Origin of the sequence: Salinactinospora qingdaonensis, from assembly GCF_039539445.1 — a bacterium.
Classification (GTDB): domain Bacteria; phylum Actinomycetota; class Actinomycetes; order Streptosporangiales; family Streptosporangiaceae; genus Salinactinospora; species Salinactinospora qingdaonensis.
In genome coordinates, this window is sequence record NZ_BAABDD010000031.1 from 1 (window position 1) to 17,283 (window position 17,283).

General features: G+C 69.0%; 17 protein-coding genes and 1 pseudogene. 7 read left to right on the forward strand and 11 right to left on the reverse strand.

Going from position 1 to position 17,283, the window contains the following annotated elements; all coding sequences use genetic code 11:
• The 6 genes and pseudogenes from ABD848_RS25115 to ABD848_RS21120 all read left to right on the forward strand — a co-directional run.
• Positions 1-94, forward strand: a pseudogene (locus ABD848_RS25115) (IS982 family transposase); the annotation flags it as partial.
• Positions 95-113: 19 nt separating this feature from the next.
• Positions 114-605 (forward strand): AvrD family protein, encoded by a 492-nt coding sequence (locus ABD848_RS21100; RefSeq protein WP_344975648.1) that lies wholly within the window; start codon positions 114-116, stop codon positions 603-605.
• 43 nt (positions 606-648) lie between these two features.
• The gene (locus ABD848_RS21105; protein ID WP_344975491.1) at positions 649-1,359 is read left to right on the forward strand and encodes an AAA family ATPase; all 711 of its coding nucleotides are present in this window, start codon (positions 649-651) and stop codon (positions 1,357-1,359) included.
• A 125-nt stretch (positions 1,360-1,484) separates the two neighbouring features.
• On the forward strand, positions 1,485-1,892 hold the full coding sequence (locus tag ABD848_RS21110) for a MerR family transcriptional regulator (RefSeq protein WP_344975494.1): 408 nt from the start codon (positions 1,485-1,487) through the stop codon (positions 1,890-1,892).
• Positions 1,893-1,996: 104 nt separating this feature from the next.
• The gene (locus ABD848_RS21115; protein ID WP_344975497.1) at positions 1,997-3,181 is read left to right on the forward strand and encodes an MFS transporter; all 1,185 of its coding nucleotides are present in this window, start codon (positions 1,997-1,999) and stop codon (positions 3,179-3,181) included.
• Positions 3,182-3,215: 34 nt separating this feature from the next.
• Positions 3,216-3,866 (forward strand): NAD(P)-dependent oxidoreductase, encoded by a 651-nt coding sequence (locus ABD848_RS21120; protein ID WP_344975500.1) that lies wholly within the window; start codon positions 3,216-3,218, stop codon positions 3,864-3,866.
• 99 nt (positions 3,867-3,965) lie between these two features.
• Here the strand turns inward: ABD848_RS21120 and ABD848_RS21125 are convergent, their stop codons facing one another.
• The 5 genes from ABD848_RS21125 to ABD848_RS21145 all read right to left on the reverse strand — a co-directional run bounded on the left by ABD848_RS21125 (position 3,966) and on the right by ABD848_RS21145 (position 9,209).
• The gene (locus tag ABD848_RS21125) at positions 3,966-4,652 is read right to left on the reverse strand and encodes a sirohydrochlorin chelatase (protein WP_344975503.1); all 687 of its coding nucleotides are present in this window, start codon (positions 4,650-4,652) and stop codon (positions 3,966-3,968) included.
• Positions 4,653-4,661: 9 nt separating this feature from the next.
• Positions 4,662-5,831: a uroporphyrinogen-III synthase gene (locus ABD848_RS21130; protein WP_344975506.1), complete on the reverse strand. Its 1,170-nt coding sequence runs from the start codon at positions 5,829-5,831 to the stop codon at positions 4,662-4,664.
• Positions 5,828-6,214, reverse strand: coding sequence for a nitrite reductase small subunit NirD (nirD, locus tag ABD848_RS21135; RefSeq protein WP_344975509.1), 387 nt, complete (start codon positions 6,212-6,214; stop codon positions 5,828-5,830). The genes ABD848_RS21130 and nirD overlap by 4 nt, the downstream gene beginning before the upstream one ends.
• A 6-nt stretch (positions 6,215-6,220) precedes the next feature.
• Positions 6,221-8,734 (reverse strand): nitrite reductase large subunit NirB, encoded by a 2,514-nt coding sequence (gene nirB / locus ABD848_RS21140; protein WP_344975512.1) that lies wholly within the window; start codon positions 8,732-8,734, stop codon positions 6,221-6,223.
• 235 nt (positions 8,735-8,969) lie between these two features.
• Positions 8,970-9,209, reverse strand: a complete 240-nt coding sequence (locus tag ABD848_RS21145; RefSeq protein ID WP_344975515.1) for a hypothetical protein — start codon at positions 9,207-9,209, stop codon at positions 8,970-8,972.
• A gap of 127 nt (positions 9,210-9,336) precedes the next feature.
• Between ABD848_RS21145 and ABD848_RS21150 the strand changes: the two genes are divergently transcribed.
• The gene (locus ABD848_RS21150; RefSeq protein WP_344975518.1) at positions 9,337-9,648 is read left to right on the forward strand and encodes a helix-hairpin-helix domain-containing protein; all 312 of its coding nucleotides are present in this window, start codon (positions 9,337-9,339) and stop codon (positions 9,646-9,648) included.
• Between the two features lie 261 nt (positions 9,649-9,909).
• Here the strand turns inward: ABD848_RS21150 and ABD848_RS21155 are convergent, their stop codons facing one another.
• The 6 genes from ABD848_RS21155 to ABD848_RS21180 all read right to left on the reverse strand — a co-directional run bounded on the left by ABD848_RS21155 (position 9,910) and on the right by ABD848_RS21180 (position 17,159).
• Positions 9,910-10,506 carry a TetR/AcrR family transcriptional regulator gene (locus ABD848_RS21155; protein WP_344975520.1) on the reverse strand — a complete coding sequence of 199 codons (597 nt, stop codon included), beginning with the start codon at positions 10,504-10,506 and terminating at the stop codon, positions 9,910-9,912.
• The gene (locus ABD848_RS21160) at positions 10,503-11,588 is read right to left on the reverse strand and encodes a saccharopine dehydrogenase family protein (protein WP_344975522.1); all 1,086 of its coding nucleotides are present in this window, start codon (positions 11,586-11,588) and stop codon (positions 10,503-10,505) included. The genes ABD848_RS21155 and ABD848_RS21160 overlap by 4 nt, the downstream gene beginning before the upstream one ends.
• A gap of 121 nt (positions 11,589-11,709) precedes the next feature.
• A complete protein-coding gene (locus ABD848_RS21165) occupies positions 11,710-12,021 on the reverse strand; it encodes a DF family (seleno)protein (RefSeq protein ID WP_344975525.1) in 312 nt (103 codons plus the stop codon).
• Between the two features lie 187 nt (positions 12,022-12,208).
• On the reverse strand, positions 12,209-13,672 hold the full coding sequence (locus tag ABD848_RS21170; RefSeq protein WP_344975528.1) for an FAD-dependent oxidoreductase: 1,464 nt from the start codon (positions 13,670-13,672) through the stop codon (positions 12,209-12,211).
• A complete protein-coding gene (locus ABD848_RS21175; protein WP_344975531.1) occupies positions 13,669-15,756 on the reverse strand; it encodes a molybdopterin oxidoreductase family protein in 2,088 nt (695 codons plus the stop codon). The genes ABD848_RS21170 and ABD848_RS21175 overlap by 4 nt, the downstream gene beginning before the upstream one ends.
• A complete protein-coding gene (locus tag ABD848_RS21180) occupies positions 15,753-17,159 on the reverse strand; it encodes a nitrate/nitrite transporter (protein WP_344975534.1) in 1,407 nt (468 codons plus the stop codon). The genes ABD848_RS21175 and ABD848_RS21180 overlap by 4 nt, the downstream gene beginning before the upstream one ends.
• Positions 17,160-17,283 lie beyond the last annotated feature (124 nt).

The window sequence follows — 17,283 nt, forward strand, 5'->3', positions numbered from 1 at the left end:
GTGCCAGCGCATCTGCGCCCTCAACGCCGCGATCTGGCACAACTGGCTCATCGACGCCCCCGTCAAACGCTCCCTGACCGCCTACGACCACTGACCAGCAACAACCATTCCCCATCAACGATCTAGGGCCGGCCAGTTCGCGCTACTTCGGTGACGGGTTCAAGTTCCGGCGCCAGTCGATCGAGGACGTCCACGTCGATATGGATGCCCTCACCGCTGCAGCCACCGTGGGCCTCCATACAGTCCAGGGCGCCAGGCCCACCCCTGAAGGAATCGAAGGTGACTACCAACCTTCGGTGACAATGGTCGATTGCTTCGTCGTCAATCTGCAACTGGCCCAAGTGCTGATGTACGAGATGGATGGGATTCGCCGTAGCGACAGCAACACGCTGTGGATGCTCAACACCGTTCTCGAAGCCCAGCACCCCCATCGCAGCACTGCCCCGCCGCTGAGGGCCCACACCAACGTGACTAATAAGCACCTGCTCACGCTACGCGGCGACACCTGGCGCAACGTCGACCTTGCCGGCACTCTGGCCGGTGTTGAACTGCGCTGCTCTTTTGCCCACCAGTTGCCCGCCTCGGCCGTACCCATCACCGGTTGATCTCGACCGAAACGGTTTTGCCACCAAGATAGGAGCCCCACCAATGAAACTAGCGATCTCTGGAACCTACTCCTCCGGCAAGACACTGACCGTGATGGCGCTGTCGCACTACACGGGCATCCCGCGCACACTGGCCAAGACCATTCGCGAAATTCTTCCCGAAGCCGTGCCCGGCAAAAGCCTAGCCCAATGCACCTGGGCGGAGTTCCTACAGCTCATGGTGCGCCGCCATGTTGAGCGCGCCGTACACGAGAAACTACAGCCCGGCAGCTTCATCTCCGACGGATCGTCGTTGCAGGAATGGACCTTCGGCAAGGCCCGCACCTTCTACGGAACCATGAATCCCGCCGAGGTCGCGGAGCTGACGCCAGCAGCTCACCATCGCACCGAGGACGTCCAGATGCGCTACTTCGACGAAGCCCTCGACCAGTTCGGCCACGCCTTCAAGCAGCATGTGGCTGCTACCTTCGACGCCTTCGTTCACCTTCGCCACGAACTCCCCCTGGCCGACGACGGTCACCGTCCCATGAACGAGAGCTTCCGCTCTACCTGCGACCAGATGTTGCAGACCATTCCAGAGGAGATCGGGATTCCCCACTACGTCGTTTCAGGCAATCTGCACGAGCGTCTCAACACCATCGTCGATCTTTTCGAGTTGCCCACCGTGCGCGACATAGACGGAGCGATCGCACTGGCGGAAAAGGAACACGCCAAGCTGGACATGCGCTTCGAGACCGAGCGCGTCCGCGCATGACCGACCCGTGCGGGGGGCGACCAGCCTGGCGGCGCTCGCCTCCCGCGCGGACGGTAGCGGCTCCCCGACTATGCTAGATTGACCTTAACGTCAACGTTTAACTGTGTACCGTGTCTGAGTGAAGTATGGACGCTGCTGAGCCTGAGGTCATGCGGATCGGCGAGCTGGCGCGCCGCGCCGAGGTCACACCTCGGACGATCCGCCACTATGAGGAGCTGGGGCTGCTGTCCCCTGGAGAGCGGGCATCGTCGGGTTATCGTTACTACACCGAGCGTGAGCTAGCGCGTCTCAACAAGATCGGCCAACTCAAGGACCTTGGCCTGACGTTGGAGGAGATCGGCTCGGTCATCGACCTCTACTTCACCGACCCCACCGGCGCTCAGGGCAAACGCAAGGTGTTGCAGATCCTACGCGGCCATCTCAGCCAGACACAGGCACGCCGTGAGAGCTTGGAGCGCTTCGAGCGCGAGCTGAAAGAAAACATTGCCAAGGTCGAACGGTTGCTTGCCGAAGCCGAGAGCGGGCAGCCGTAATTTTTTTCGCAACTAGTTTAACGTTAACGTAAACGACGTTTCGCTCAGGAGCTCGTATGGGAAAGTCGACTTCCCCTCTGTCATCACGCGCGCACGCAGTGGAGGTGGGAAGCGACCAGGCACCGGTGGTCGCTCCGCTGACAGCACTGGTCATCTGCGCGTTGCTGGTACTGATGCAGCTCTACATGGCCATCCCGCTGGCACCGATCGTCGGCGCCGACCTGGGAGCCGCAGGAGCCTCTGCGGCGCTAGCCACAGCCTTCGGCATCCCCTACGCTGTGGGCTTTCTCATCTACGGCCCCCTTTCTGACCACTATGGGCGCAAAGCGATCCTCGTGCCGGGCATGGCCGCGCTAGCCGTGATCACCGCTGTACTGGCCCTGGCGCCCTCGTTGCCGGCGGTGGGCAGCCTGCGCGCCCTCCAAGGGCTCGTGGCGGTGAGCTTCTCTCCGGTGGCACTGGCCTACCTGTCCGAGGCGCTGCCGCCCCGCTGGCGCACCACCGCCATCGGCGCGGTCTCTACCGCCTACATGGTGGCCGGAATCGCCGGCCAGGTCTATGCTTCAGCGGTGGCCCTGGCGTGGGGATGGCGGTGGACCTTCGGCCTTGCGGCTGTGGCCCTGGGGGTAGTTGCCCTAGCGTTGATGGCGATCCTGCGCGAACCTCCTCGCTCGAGCGGCGCCGCGACGCTGGCCCAACGCTTCCGCCAGCTCGGTGCCTTGGTCAGACAGCGTGCCCTGGCCCTCCCATGCCTGTCCGCCTTCACCATGCTGCTGACGTTTGTGGCCATGTACTCTGCGCTCGGCCCCCACCTCCAGGCCCGATTCGATCTTGCCCCTGACGCCGTGCTGCTGGTGCGGCTGGCCGGGTTGCCGGGGATGCTGGTCGCTCCCCTGGCCGGTGCCCTGGCTGGGCGCTTCGGTCTGGCGCGCGTTGCTATCACCGGTTTCCTGGTCGCCGCTGTCGGCCTGGCCATCGAGGCCCTTGCCAGCGCCACCCTGTGGGCGCTCGTCTTGGCCAGCGTGGTCTTCGTAGCCGGCATCGCCACCACTGTGCCCGCCATGATCGCGCTGTTCGGTGCCCGTGCCGGACAGGCACGGGCAGCAGGGATCGCTCTCAACGGGTTCATGCTCTTTCTGGGCGCCAGCGCCGGCCCTTTCCTGGTGGAACTGCCACTGGAGTTCGCGGCGCTGCTCGCCGTCTTGGCCGTGATTCTTGCCTGCGGGGCGGGGCTGGTGGCGTTGAGCACTCCCTCGTCGCGCTCTCCCGCCTCCCCTGCCCGCAGGTGAAACGGTAACTAGCAGGGAAACAGGGGAGTCACCGATGAACAAGATCGTGGTGTTTGGCGCCGGCGGGCGGAGCGGGCGGGCGATCCTGTCCGAAGCGCGGTCACGGGGCCATCAGGTCACGGCCGCCATACGCGCCCCACAGAACCACCCCGACCTCGTGGAGCATGCCGACTTCTTGGTGCAAGCCGACGCGATGTGCCCCGGCGACGTCGCTGAGGCCGCCGCGGGCCACGACACCGCGGTCAACGCCACCCGCTCGGCCGGCACCATCGCCGCCGATCACCTCGTCAAGCTCAATGATGCGCTGTTGAGCGGGCTGACCGAGGCAAGGGTGGCGCGGTTACTGGTCGTTGGCGGTGCCGGCACCCTGGAGATAGCCCCTGGTCTGCAGTTCGTCGACACCGCCGCCTTTCCCCACTCTGCCAAGCCCCGAGGGATCGCCCACCGAGAGGCATTGCAGGCCCTGCGGGCGTCGTCCACATGGGTGGACTGGGTCTATGTGACTCCTCCGCCCGCCTTCGTGCCGCACGGTCCCAGGACCGGGGCCTACCGGATCGCTGATGCCCGATTCCTCGTCGACGCCCCCGACTCCAGCGCGATCTCCTATGCCGACTACGCGATCGGCATCGTCGACGAAATCGAGTTGTGCCGCTACCACCGAGAACGCATCGTGCTCACCCGGTGAGCCCAGCCGTTTCCGCGCCCCGGCTCGAGCCCCCACCGTTGCGGCGAAAAACGGGGCCGGGGCAGCGCACGGCACCAGGACGGCCCCAGCGCAGTGGTCCTAGTCCTGCAATGCCAGCGCCGTGGCCTCGAAACGGGCCACCACCGCCGCAGCGATCTCCGCGTCGGGGCACAGCGGCGCAGCGACCGCGTCCGCGCCCACCTCAGCGAGCCGCTGGTGGAACAACCCCGGTGCCAGCAGCCACGAGGCCACCCCCACGCGCTGGTAGCCTTCGGCACGCGCCGCCCGCACCTGCTGGGCCACCGTGGGCTCGCCCGTGGCGATATAGCCCACCCGCACCGGTGCGCCCACCAGCTCAGCCAGCCCTTGGGCCGCCTCGGCGACTTCGGCGTTGGCCGAGGGGTCCGACGAGCCCGCCGCGGCCAGCACCACCGGGTCCCCGCTGCGCCAGCCCGCCGCGGCCAGCCGGCGCGCGGCAACCGACAGCAGCCGCTCGTCACGCCCTAATGCCGCAGTGAGCTGGGCATCACCGCGGCCCACCCGCTCCAGTTGAGCCGGGATGTCAACACGCACGTGGTAGCCGGCCGCCAAAAACGCCGGCACCACCACGATCGGCCCCTCGATCGTGGCCGCGACCTCGCCCACGTCAGGAGAACACACGTCAGCAAAAGCCAACCGCACCGGCGCCGGGCAGTGCGCTCCCACCTGGGCGGCCAACCAGCGGGCGACCTCCACCCCGCGGGGCTCGCGCGTACCGTGCACCGCCAAAATCAGTGTCGGGGTCACGCTCGCCTCCTAACTCTTGGGTGCACACGGGTCGGTGTCCAGGGCCAGCCGGTAGCCGCGCTTGACCACGGTCTGGATGATCTTGGGATCGCCCAACGCGGCGCGCAGCCGCGCTACCGCCGTCTCCACCGCGTGGGCGTCGCCGTCGCCCCCCAGCGACGCCAGCAGATCATTGCGGTCGCGCACCTGGCCCGGCCGGCGTGCCAGTTCCCGCAGCACCCGCATCAGCGCCGGCGAGACCGGGCGCAGGCAGCCGTCGACCAGCACCGCCTGGCCGCGTAGCCGCAGCTCGTGGCCGGCCGCCGTCAACAGGGGCGCGGTCTCGGGCAGCTCCTCGGCCAGCCGTTTGACCAGCGCACCGATCCGGGCCCGGTCGGGCCACACGGTGGCGATGTCGCGCGCCATCAACGGGCCGGCCGTCACCGGCCCCACGCACATGGCCAGCACCGGCCCCTGCAACGCCGCGACGAGGCGCTCCTCATAGCCCAAGACGCGCGAGCGCTCCAGCAGCCCCGCCGCCGCGGGAGCGCTGGTGAACGTCACCGCGTCGATCCCGCCGTTGATCACCGTCTCGATCAGCCGATCCAGCGGCACCACGTCCTCTGGAGTGGTCCAGCGGTAGACCGGCACCTCCACCACGTCGGCGCCGGCCATCCGCAGCGCCGAGCAAAAGTCGGGCAGCGGTTCGCCGTGCAGTTGGACAGCGACCCGCAGCCCGGCCACGCCGCACTCCAGCAGGTACTCCAAAACCTCGGCGGAGGACTCCGAAGGCGGCGACCACTCTTCGGTCAGGCCCGCCGCGCGGATGGCGCCCTTGGCCTTGGGGCCGCGCGCCATCACCCGCGAGCGGCGCATGCCTGCCACGAGCGGTTCGGCCAGCCCCCAGGTTTCGCAGGCCTCCACCCAGCCGCGGAAACCGATGCCGGTCGTGGCCACGACAATATCGGCGGGACGCTCAGCCAGTTCCCCAGACACCGTCATCAGACGCTGGTCGTCGCTGATGGGTACGATGCGCAAGGCCGGCGCCGCCACGACCTCGGCGCCGCGGCGGCGCAGCAGCGCCGCCAGCTCGTCGGAGCGGCGCGCGGCGGTGACCGCTACGGTGAAGCCTTCCAGCGGTGCCACCTCCGGCGACGTGCGGTGAGACTGCGGACTGAGCGTCTCCATCAGCGCGTTCATGACGTTCCGCCCTTCGACCCCGTGGCGATCTCGATCACACCGTCACGCTCGCGCACCGGATAGGTGGTTTGGCGCACCGTCGTGTCGTCAAAGCACACCCCGCTACGCAGCGAGAACACTTGCTTGAGCATAGGCGAGGCCACCGTTGGCTCGCCGCCGCGGTCCCCCACGATGCCGCGCGCCATCACTGCGGCGTTGCTGAAGGGGTCAATGTTGTCGATCGCGTACAGGTTACCGTCGAAGGTACGAAACAGGGCGGCTTGGGAGCCGTCGGGCAGCAGGATGGCCACTCCGCGCTCGGGGGCCAGGCTCGCGCTGGCGCAGGCGGGAATCCACACCTGGGTGGCGGTGGCGTCAGTGGTGTCAAGCGTCAGTACAGACATGTCCGGTCATACCTCCACGTGGTCCTGGTGCCGGGTGGGCATTCCCAGTGAGACGGGCTCACCGGGGACGGGTTGATCCCGCTCGACGTCGAACGTGATCGTGGGGTCGGGAGTGTCGGGGGCGTTGGCGAAGGACACGAAGCGCTCCAGCTTGTCGGGGTCCTCCAGCACGCCGCGCCATTCGTCGGTGTAGGTGGACACGTGGCGCTCCATGGCGGCCTCCAGGTCGGCGCCGATGCCCAGCGAGTCCTCGATCACGACTGACCGTATGTGGTCGAGTCCGCCCTCCATGGACTCGATCCAGCCCGCCGTGCGCTGCAACCGGTCGGCGGTGCGGATGTAAAACATCAAAAACCGGTCGATGTAGCGCACGAGCGTGTCATGGTCGAGGTCGGAGGCGAACAGTTCGGCGTGGCGGGGCCGAAAACCGCCGTTACCGCCCACGTAGAGGTTCCAGCCGTGTTCGGTGGCGATGACGCCCACGTCCTTGCTGCGGGCCTCCGCGCACTCCCGGGCGCACCCCGAGACCCCGGCCTTGATCTTGTGGGGCGAGCGCAGCCCCCGATAGCGCAGCTCCAGCTCTACGGCCATGCCCACCGAGTCCTGCACGCCATAGCGGCACCACGTGGTGCCCACACAGGACTTGACCGTGCGCAGTGCCTTACCGTAGGCGTGCCCCGACTCGAAGCCGGCGTCGACCAGGCGCCGCCAGATCGCGGGAAGCTGCTCCACCCGCGCGCCCAGCAGGTCGATGCGTTGGGCGCCGGTGATCTTGCTGTACAGGTTGAACTCGCGGGCCACCTCGCCAAGCGTGACGAGCTTCTCCGGAGTGATCTCCCCGCCGGGGACGCGCGGCACCACCGAGTAGGTGCCGTTGCGCTGCATGTTGGCCAGGAAACGGTCGTTGGTGTCTTGCAGGCCGGCCTGCTCGCCCTCCAGGATGTGGCCCCCGCCCAGCGAGGCCAGGATCGAGGCGACGGCGGGCTTGCAGATGTCGCAGCCGCGTCCGCTGCCGTGGGCGGCGATCAGCTCGGAGAAGGTCGTGATGCCGGTCGCCATCACGATCTGCACCAGTTCGGCGCGCGAATGGGCGAAGTGCTCACACAGGGCGTTGGACTGCTCCACACCGGATTCGGCCAGCAGCGTCTTGAGCATCGGCACGCACGAGCCGCAGCTCGTGCCGGCGTTGGTGCAGCCTTTGAGTGTGGCCACGTCGCAGGCGCCGCCCTCGATCGCTGAGACCAGCGTTCCCTTGGTGACGGCGTTGCACGAGCACACCTGGGCGTCGTCGGGCAGCGCGCCCACCCCGACACCGCCGCCGGAACGCCCCGGGGCGATCAGGTCGAGCGGGTCGCCGGGCAGCTCGCGGCCCACCAGCGGACGCAGGCTCGCATAGGCCGAGGCATCGCCCACCAGCACCCCGCCCAACAGCGTGGTGGCGTCGTCGGAGACGACGAGCTTGGCATAACGGCGCCCCGGGGCGTCGTTGAGGGCGACCTCCAAAGCGTTGGGGGTGCGGGCGTGGGCGTCGCCGAAGCTGGCGACGTCGACGCCGATCAGTTTGAGCTTGGTGGAGGTGTCGGCGGAGGTGAATTCGGCGTCGCCGCCCGTGAGTTGGTCAGCGGCGACTTCGGCCATGGCGTTGCCGGGGGCCACCAGCCCATAGACGGTGCCTTGGGCGCTGGCGCACTCGCCCACGGCGTAGATGGCGGGGTCGCTGGTGCGGCAGGTGCTGTCGATCGCCACCCCGCCGCGTGGGCCCAGGTCCAAGCCGGCGGCACGGGCCAGATCGTCGCGGGGGCGAATGCCCACCGAGAACACGACCATGTCGGCGTCGATCTCGGTGTCTTCGCCCACGCGCACCCGTTCGACGTGGCCGTCGGCGCCGGCCTCCACCGCGCCGATGCCCGCGCCGGTGTGGATGTGGATTCCGGTTTCGGAGATGAGTCGGTCCAGCAGCGCGCCGCCGCCCTCGTCGACCTGGGCGGGCATCAGGTGCGCGCCCAGCTCCACAACGTGGGCCTGTACGCCCAGCAGTCGCAGCGCGTTGGCCGCTTCCAGCCCCAGCAGGCCCCCGCCCACGACCACGCCGGTGCGGGCGGTGCGGGCGCTGGCGGTGATGGCCTCCAGGTCTTCGATAGTGCGGTAGACGTGGCAGCCCGGCAGGTCGTGGCCGGGAACCGGCGGTACGAACGGGGAGGAGCCGGTGGCCAGCACCAGCGCGTCGTAGGTGAGCACGGCTCCGGTGGTGGTGGTGACGCGGCGGGCGTCGCGGTCGATGCTGGCGGCGCCCTCTCCTAGACGCAGTTGCACGTTGGGGTGGACCGAGAGGTCACTCAGGGAGAGGTCGTCCGCCGAGGCGCCGTCGAAGTAGGAGGACAGCGCCACTCGGTCGTAGGCGGGACGAGGCTCCTCGCCCAGCACGACGATGTGCCAGGCGCCATCAGGGTCGCGGTCGCGGACTGCCTCAACGAGGCGGTGCCCCACCATGCCGTTGCCAATGACGAGGAGTTGTCTCATGTCCGGTGGCTTCTCCTAGTGGTGGTCGGCGCGCCGTGGCGCTGCGTCCCGAAAGCGTTGGTATGTCTTGACCTCTAGGCAAACCGCAGCGTGTTTCGCAACCGTCAGCCTGCAATGACACCGATGTTTCGTTGTCCTGTCATTGCAGGTGAGCCGCGTGTGAGTGTGTTCTGCTTCACCAGGGAGAAGGCGTGAAGCCTCGCCGAAGGGCGCAAGGGCGCTGTTCGGGCGGGGTTCAGCAGGAGCAATACCCGCGGTGGGGGCAGGGGTGGGCTACCCCTTCGTCGAAGGTGGTGCCGTTGTGGCTGACGCGCCAGCCCACCGGGGTGTTGAGGTAGTTGGCCCAGGACCGCGCCCACGCGATGAGCGGGGCGAAACGGTCGGTGCGGGTTTCGGGGAACTCGGTCACGCCGCGCAGGGGCCGCTGGGGTAGCGACAGCTCCACGTCGAATCGCCGATCGTGACCAAGGTTCATGAAGGGAACCCTAGCAACTTGCCACGGCGCTCTCGCCCTTCGTAGCGCGGGGCGGGCGGCACGGTCGCTCGCGGGTGAGGTCCGAAACGTTCACGACGGGCCGGGATCAGGGTGTTGCACTGGCCTTATGCGTGGCTCACCTGCTTCCACCACCGCGGTGACCCGGCTGGCCAACGTCGGCCCGGCCCTAGAGCGGCGTCTGAACCGGATCGGGATCACCCGCGTCGGCCACCTGTGCGCGTGCGATCCGGTCGAGCTCTACGAGCGCATATGCGTCGATCAGGGGCGCCGCGAGGATCTGTGCCTGCTGGATGTGCTGATGTCGGCCGTGGACCAGGCCGCCGGTGCTGCCGCGTGCCCCTGGTGGCACTACACGCCCCACCGCAAGCGTGTGCAGGCCCAGCGGGAGGGCGGCGGGGCCCTCCCGCCCAGCTCTTGAGTTCCAGTGGCCGGTGCACCACCCCGTCGTTGACGGGGGCGGGGGGCGACGTCGAGATCCCTCGGGGGCCAAGGCCACAGGGACGTGGGAGGTCCTGGTCGAGCCTGAGCGCTGTCGTGTCCTGGTGGAACGGGCAACACCCACCATCGGGTGCGCCCGATGGTGGGTGTTGATCCGCACACCGGCCGGGGGTGAGGCTACGGGCACCCCGAGAGGCTCAGGAAAGGGCCGAGGTTGTCGGCCAACGACGCCTCGACCCCTTCACTCCGGCAGGTCGCCGTAGCGGCCGGAAAGCAACACTAGGGCGGTGCGGCGCAGGTGGGCGTCGCCGGCCTCGGTCGCGTCGGCGGCGATGCCTGAACGCATCAGCGCGGCCCCCTCCAGGAGGGCGATGAAGACGTGTGCGCGCGCCCAGCGGCTCCGCGGCGTCAGATACGGGCAGAGCCGGCCGATGTGGTCGGCCACCATCTCGGTGTAGGTGCGGTAGAAGCCGCGGACCGCCGTGGCCGCTTCACGGTCGCTGGCGGCCAGGGCCCATATTTCCACGAATACGCGCACCAGCGTGGCGTCGTGCTGTTCAGCCAGCAGTGTCTCCACCAGGGTGGCCGGGTCGGCGTCGTGGGGCGTGCCTTCGGTGTGCTGGGCCAGGCGCTGTAGTGAGCGCCGCAGCACCCGGTCCAGCAGCGCCTCGACCAGCCGGCTGCGGCTGGGGAAATAGTGCTGGAGATGGCCTAGGCGGATACTGGCGGCCGTGGCCACCGCCCGCAGTGACAGGCCTGCGTGTCCGTGGTGGAGCAGGGTTTTTTCGGCGGCGTCCAGGATCGCTGCGCGGCGTAGCTCGCCTTTGGTGGTGCTCACGCAGCCTCGTCTCGGGGCGTGGGCGTGCTCAGGGCCATGTCGACGCCGCCGGCCTCAAGCGCGGCCCCCACCTGTGCGGGCTGGGGGGTGTGTTCGGGAAACACTACCCCCGCCGCGGGGGCGGGGGCACCGTCGGCGCCCAGGACGCGGCGCAGCCCCAGCAGGGCGCCCACAGCGGTCATGTGGGCCTGGCCGGCGGGGTCGGTGACGGTGGCGCGGCGCTGGCCCGCCGGGCCGGTGGCGTCGACGCGCAGTTGCGCCCGGCCGCCGGTGCCGGGGGCGTGCAGCAGCCGCCGGCGCAGGCCCTGCCAGCGCGGCCCGCGGGCGTAGCGGAAGAACCCCACGCGGCCCAACCCGACCAGCGCCGAGGTGCTGGCGGTGCTGCTGAAGCCGATGCGGGTGGTGGCGGTGCTCGCGCCCAGGGTCAGCGGCAGCGTGAACTGCTCAGGGGTGTCGATGCGGGTGACCTTGGTGGCGTGCCCGCCGATATCGATGGTGCGGGTGCTGCTCAGGGGGGCCACGAGGTGGCGTCGGCCCTGTTCGAGCACTTCGAATTCGATGCCCAGGCGGTCCATGAACTCCACCGAGTCGGCTCCGGCGCGGTCGGCCAGATCGTAGCGGATGGCCACCTCGACGCTGTCGAGGCCGCCCAACTCGTGGGCCAGCGCCGCCGCTACCAGGGGCACGACGCCGCCCATCCAGCCCGAGGACAGCAGCACGGGCGCGGTGGGGGCGGCCAGTGTGGTCAGGGTGAGGGCTCGCTGGAGCCGGGAGGTCCACCGGGTGATGTCGACGTAGGCCACGCCGCCGCGCAGCGCCGCGGTCAGCACCCGGTCATGGGGGTCGTTGACGAGGGTGACCACCGCCCGCGCCGTGGCGCTGAAGGGGGTGGGGTCGGACAGGTCCCACGCGCGCACCTCGGCCGAGGTTTCGGCGGCGAGGTCGTGCGCCCGCTGTGGGGAGCGCCCCGCCAGCAGCAGGGGCCAGTGGGCAGCCGCCGCGCGGGCGAGTGCGCTGCCTACCGTGCCGTAGCCGCCGACGAGCAGGACGGGGCCGTGCGGGTCGTGGTGTAGCGAATCCATCCCCACACTATAGGTCAAGTGACCTATATAGGTCACGCGACCTATTCTGTTGGGGTGGGCGGCTGCCTCCGCACCCACTCGGGAAGCGCGACCTCCCCCGCTTCACAGGGGCCACAGCGGCTTATGGGCAGGCCCCACCCACCGCTTCGACGAGCTGGGCGAGGCTGGGAGCGCCATCGACCCCCTCCGCGGTCGCATAGAGCCGACAGCTCAGCCCGGGCCTTTGCTCGGGGCGGGGAAACAGATCCCCGCCGCCGATACGGATCGTCGGCGACCCGGGGAAACGCAGTTGCTGCGCCTGCTCCTCGGTGACGACCACGACCAGTTCGATCCGCTGGTCGGTGTGGCCGGTGAGTTGCAGGGCGTGAGCCAGACGTTCCCGGGCCACCCGCCAGTTCGCGCACCCGGAAAAGTACAGCAGCTCGACCTTCATACCTCCATCATGGGCCAAGGCCCCGACCACCGTCACCGGCCGCCTCAGCCCGACACAGGCCTCGACAAACCCGGTCCCGCCCCACCGCCGGGGAAGCGGTGAACTCGACGGCGAGGGCGGAACCGGTGTGGGGCCACCGCAGGCGGTGACGCTGGTGCGCCGCGGCGGCTGGGGGAAAGCTCAAACCTCAGGCGCGTGCGGCCTCCACCAGGTCGTTGGGGCCAGAGTCGCGCTCGCTCCACGCGGCCACCAGTGCGTTAACGTCGCGCACACAGCCCCCGCAGCCGGTCGTGGCCCGGGTCGTGGCCGCCAGATCGTCGCGGGTGCGCGCTCCGTCGCGCCAGGCCGCGTCGAGCTGATCGCGCGTCACCCCGTTGCAGTAGCACACCACCGCGTCGCCGGTCCCGCCGCTGGCCGGCTGCTCGGTGGTCTCCGGTAGCGAGCGGCCCAACAGCAGGGCGAGCCGGTCCTGAGGCACCGGGGCGTAGCTGTCGTAGAGTTGGGCGATCGTGGCCGCAGCGTCGGGAAAGCCCAGCAGGATCGCCCCCACCACCTGGTCATCGCGCACCGACAACTTGGCATAGCGCCCTCCCGGCGGATCGGCCAGGGTGATGGTCTCGGCCTCGTCATCAGCGTGCACATCGCCCAGCGAGGTCAACTCCACCCCCTCAACCTTCAGCCGCGCCACTGTACGCCCCCCGCTGTAGCGGGCGTTGGGGGCGGTGCCGGTCAGCAGGTCGGCCAGGACCGCAGCCTGCTCCCAGCCCGGCTGCACCAGACCCGCTCCGCCGTCCTTGTGTTGGGCACAGTCACCGATGGCGTGAATCCGCGGGTCCGCGGTAGACAGCGTGTCGTCGACGAGCACCCCCCGCTCTACCGCGATCCCTGCCGCGCGGGCCAGCTCGGTCTCGGCGCGCACGCCGGCGGTCACCACCACGGCATCAGCGGCCACCACCTGACCGTCTTCCAGCTCCATGCCATAGCCGGACAGCCAGCGCGCCGCGCCCTGCCCCGTGTAGCATGTGATGCCCAAATTGGCTAGTTCGGCGGCGAGAATCTCGCCCCCCGCCGCGTCAATCTGGCGCGGCAACACGTGGGGAGCCGGCTCGACCACGCTCACCCGCGCGCCCCGCTCGGTCAGCGCCCGCGCCGTCTCCAGACCCAGCAATCCCCCGCCCAGCACCACCATCGGCGCGCCGGGCCGCGCCGCCGAGAGCACCCGACGGCAGTCGGCCATGTCACGCAACGTCGCCACCCCTGGGGCAGGCTGACCCCCCTCCTGGGCCAGTCCAGGCACCGGCAGCAGCGTGGCCCGCGCCCCCGTAGCCAGCACCAACTCGTCATAGTCGAGCGCGTCGCCGTCGCTAAGACTCACCCGGCGGGCACGCGCATCGATCGCAGTGGCGGCAGTGGCGGTGCGCACGGTCACCGCCGGAGCCTCACCGCCGGGCAGGCGCAGTTCCTCGGCCTCCAACCGCCCCGACAACAGCTCGGGCATGAGGATACGGTTGTAGGCGGGTTCGGGCTCAGCGCCGACCACAGTCACCCGCACCCGCTGCCCCCCGGGATCGCGGCGCACCACTTCCTCGGCGAATCGGGAACCGACCATGCCGTGCCCAATGACCACGACGTTCCTAGGGGCTGCACTCATTTCTGCTTGCCTTCCTCTACAGGGGCGTTGGGTTCGAGCCGCACCGCGCTGACCTTGAATTCGGGCATGCGGCTAGCGGGGTCGAGTGCCGGGTTGGTGAGCAGGTTGGCGCTTTGATCCCCGCCGTAGTGAAACGGCAGGAAAACAGTGTCCAGACGAGCGGTGGGACTGTGACGTACACGGGCACTGGTGACCCCGCGCCGGGAGATCACCCGCGCCCAATCGCCGTCGGCCAAGCCATGGCGTTGGGCGGTGTCGGGGTGGACTTCGACGTAGACGTCGGGATCGGAGTCGGCCAGCTCAGCAATACGTCGCGTTTGCGCGCCGGACTGGTAGTGCGACAGCAGCCGGCCGGTGGTGGCCGTCAACGGATAGTCGGCATCGGTGAGTTCATCGGCCTCGCGGTAGCCCACAGGCACGAAGCGCGCCCGCCCGTCGGGGTGGGCGAAACCGTCGAGGAACAGCCGCGGCGTGACCGTGCCGTCCTCAAGGCAGGGCCAGTGCAGCGCCTCGCCGTCGTCGAGGCGCTGGGCGGTGATACCGGAGTAGTCGGCCGGGCCGCCCACCGAAGCCGCGCCCAGCTCGGTGAGGACCTCGTCGGGGTCGGTGGGGAAATCCTTGTCGTCCCAGCCCAAGCGCTGGGCTAGGGCGTTGAGGATCTCTAGGTCGCTGCGGATTCCCTCGGGCACCGGCACCGCCTGGCGGCGGCGCAGCACGCGCCCCTCCAGGTTGGTCATGGTGCCGCTTTCTTCGGCCCACTGGGTCACCGGCAAGACCACATCGGCCATGGCCGCGGTTTCTGACATCACAAAGTCGGCCACCACCAGCAGATCCAGCGAGGCCAACCGGGCGCGGATGCGCTCGGCGTCGGGGGCTGAGACCGCGGGGTTGGAGCCAAAAACCAGCATCGCCCGCGGCCCGTCCTCGCTGCCTAAGGCGTCCAGCAGCTCAAAGGCGCTGCGGCCCGGCCCGGGCAAGATGTCGGGGTCGACCCCCCACACCCCGGCCACGTGCGCGCGCGCCTCAGGGTTGTCGATGCGGCGGTAGCCCGGCAGTTGGTCGGCTTTTTGGCCGTGCTCGCGTCCACCCTGGCCATTGCCTTGGCCGGTGATACAGCCATAGCCCGAGCCGCGCCGCCCGGGCAGTCCCAGCGCCAAGGCGAGATTGATCCACGCCGAGACGGTGTCGGTTCCCTTGGCGTGCTGCTCGCAGCCGCGTCCGGTGAGCACGTAGGCCCCATTGGCCCTGGCCAGCAGCCGTGCGGCGGCGCGAATGTCGGCGGCCGGCACCCCGGTGAGGCGCTCGGCGCGCTCGGGCCACCACGCCGCGGCGTGGCGCCAGGCCTGCTCGAACCCCGTCGTGCGCTGGGCGATGTAGTCGGCATCGAGCAGGCCCTCCACGCGGGCGGCGTGCCACAGCGCCAGCGCTAGGGCCAGGTCGGTGCCCGGGCGGGGGGCCAGGTGCATGCCACCGCGCTGTAGGGCCTGCTCGGCGGTGGCGCTGCGGCGCGGATCGATGACGATTAACCGGGCGGCGGTGAGGTGACCCATGAGCGGCGGCATGGTCTCGGCCGGATTGGCGCCGGCCAGCACCACCACCTCGGCCTCACCCAGGTCGGTGACCGGGAACGGCAGCCCCCGGTCCACGCCGAAGGCGCGAATCCCCGCACCGGCAGCCGAGGCCATACAGAACCGGCCGTTGTAGTCGATCTGGGAGGTGCCCAAGGCCAGGCGCGCGAACTTGCCCAGCAGGTAGCTTTTCTCGTTGGTCAGTCCGCCGGCGCCAAACACCGCCGCCGCATCCGCACCATGGCTGTGCTGGATCGCGGTGAGGCGCTCGGCGATGTAGTCGAGGGCTTCCTCCCAGTCCACCGGCTGCGGCGCCGCGCCGTTGCGGCGCCGCAGCAAGGGGGTGGTCAGGCGCTCAGGGCTGGAGAGCAATTCCCCGGCGGTCCAACCCTTGCGGCACAATCCACCCCTATTGGTGGGGAAGGACTCCGGACGGGTGGCGTAGCGCCCCTCACCGGAGGGTTCGACGCGCATCGCACATTGCAAGGCACAGTACGGGCAGTGTGTAGCAGTCATGATGTGGTGACCCGGGGCGCGGCCGTTGTGGTGGGGGCGGCGCTGATATGGGGACGGCGTACATAGACCACAGCCGTGACGACGATGCACACAGCGTAGAAGGCGATGAAGGCGATGAAGGCCGGGATAGAGGAGCCGGTGGCGCCAAAGGACTCGCGGAAAACCAGGTTGATCCCGACCCCGCCCAGGGCGCCCATCGCTCCGACCAGTCCCAGCATCGCCCCAGAGATGCGCTTGGCATAGGCCGTGGCACTCTCGCGCGGTGTGCCGGCGGCGACCATGTCCTCGGCGCGTGCGGCGTAGATGCTGGGGATCATCTTGTAGGTCGAGCCGTTGCCGATGCCGGTGAGGATGAACACGGCCACGAACCCGGCGGTGAACAGCCACAGCGACTGCTGCACCGCGGCCAGCAGGATGATGCCGGTGAAGGCGAGCATGGCGATGAAGTTCCACAGGGTGATCACCGCGCCGCCGAAGCGGTCGGCCAACTGGCCGCCAAACGGCCGCGACAGCGAGCCCACCAGCGGGCCCAGGAAGGTGACCATGGCCGCTTCCAGCGGGGTGCGGTCGAACTGGCTTTGCAGCACCAGCCCGAAGGCGAAGCCGAACCCGATGAAGGAGCCAAACGTGCCGATGTAAAGGAACGACATGATCCAAAAGTGGCGCTCGCGCAGTGTGGCGATCTGGGCGCCGATATCGGAGCGCGCCCCGGCGATGTTGTCCATGTAGCGCCAGGCCACGAACAGCGCCACCACCAGCAGCGGCAGATAGACCAGCGGCAGCAAGAACGCCCCGGCCACACCGAAGGCTGCGATCACGCCCAGGCCCAACAATTGGATCGTGGCCACGCCCACGTTGCCGCCGCCGGCGTTGAGACCCAGCGCCCAGCCCTTTTTGCGCTCGGGGAAGAAGAAGCTGATGTTGGCCATGGAGGAGGAGAAATTCCCGCCGCCCACGCCGGCGGTCATCGCCAGCACCAAAAACAGCCAGTAGGGCGTTTCGGGGCGTTGGATCAGCGCAATCGCCAGCACGGTGGGCACCAGCAGCGCCGCCACCGAGATCAAAGTCCAGTTACGCCCGCCCAGCTTGGGCACCGCCAGCGTGTAGGGCACCCGCAGCACTGCGCCCACCAGCGCAACCAGTGAGACGAGCAGGAATTTCTGCGAGGCGGAGAAGGTGAACCCGTTCTCCGCAGTCATGAACAAGACCAGGACCGACCACAGACTCCATACTGAAAAGCCCAAGTGTTCGGCAAAAATTGACGACCACAGGTTGCGGTTTGCCACTCGCTGGCCCGTGTCGCGCCAAAAGGCTGCGTCTTCGGGATCCCAATGCGAAATCCAGCGTCCACCCGAACGGCGAGGGGCAGTCACAGTGTCGGTGCCCACATTCCAGCCTTTCATCGCTTGACGTGCGGTTCACCAATGACTTTAGGAAGGCGCCGTTGCCTTCGTGTGACTAGTCGTAACACCCGTGAAACAGCACGCTCACTCGTGTGATATAGCGATGGTGAAGTGCGGGCGGCGG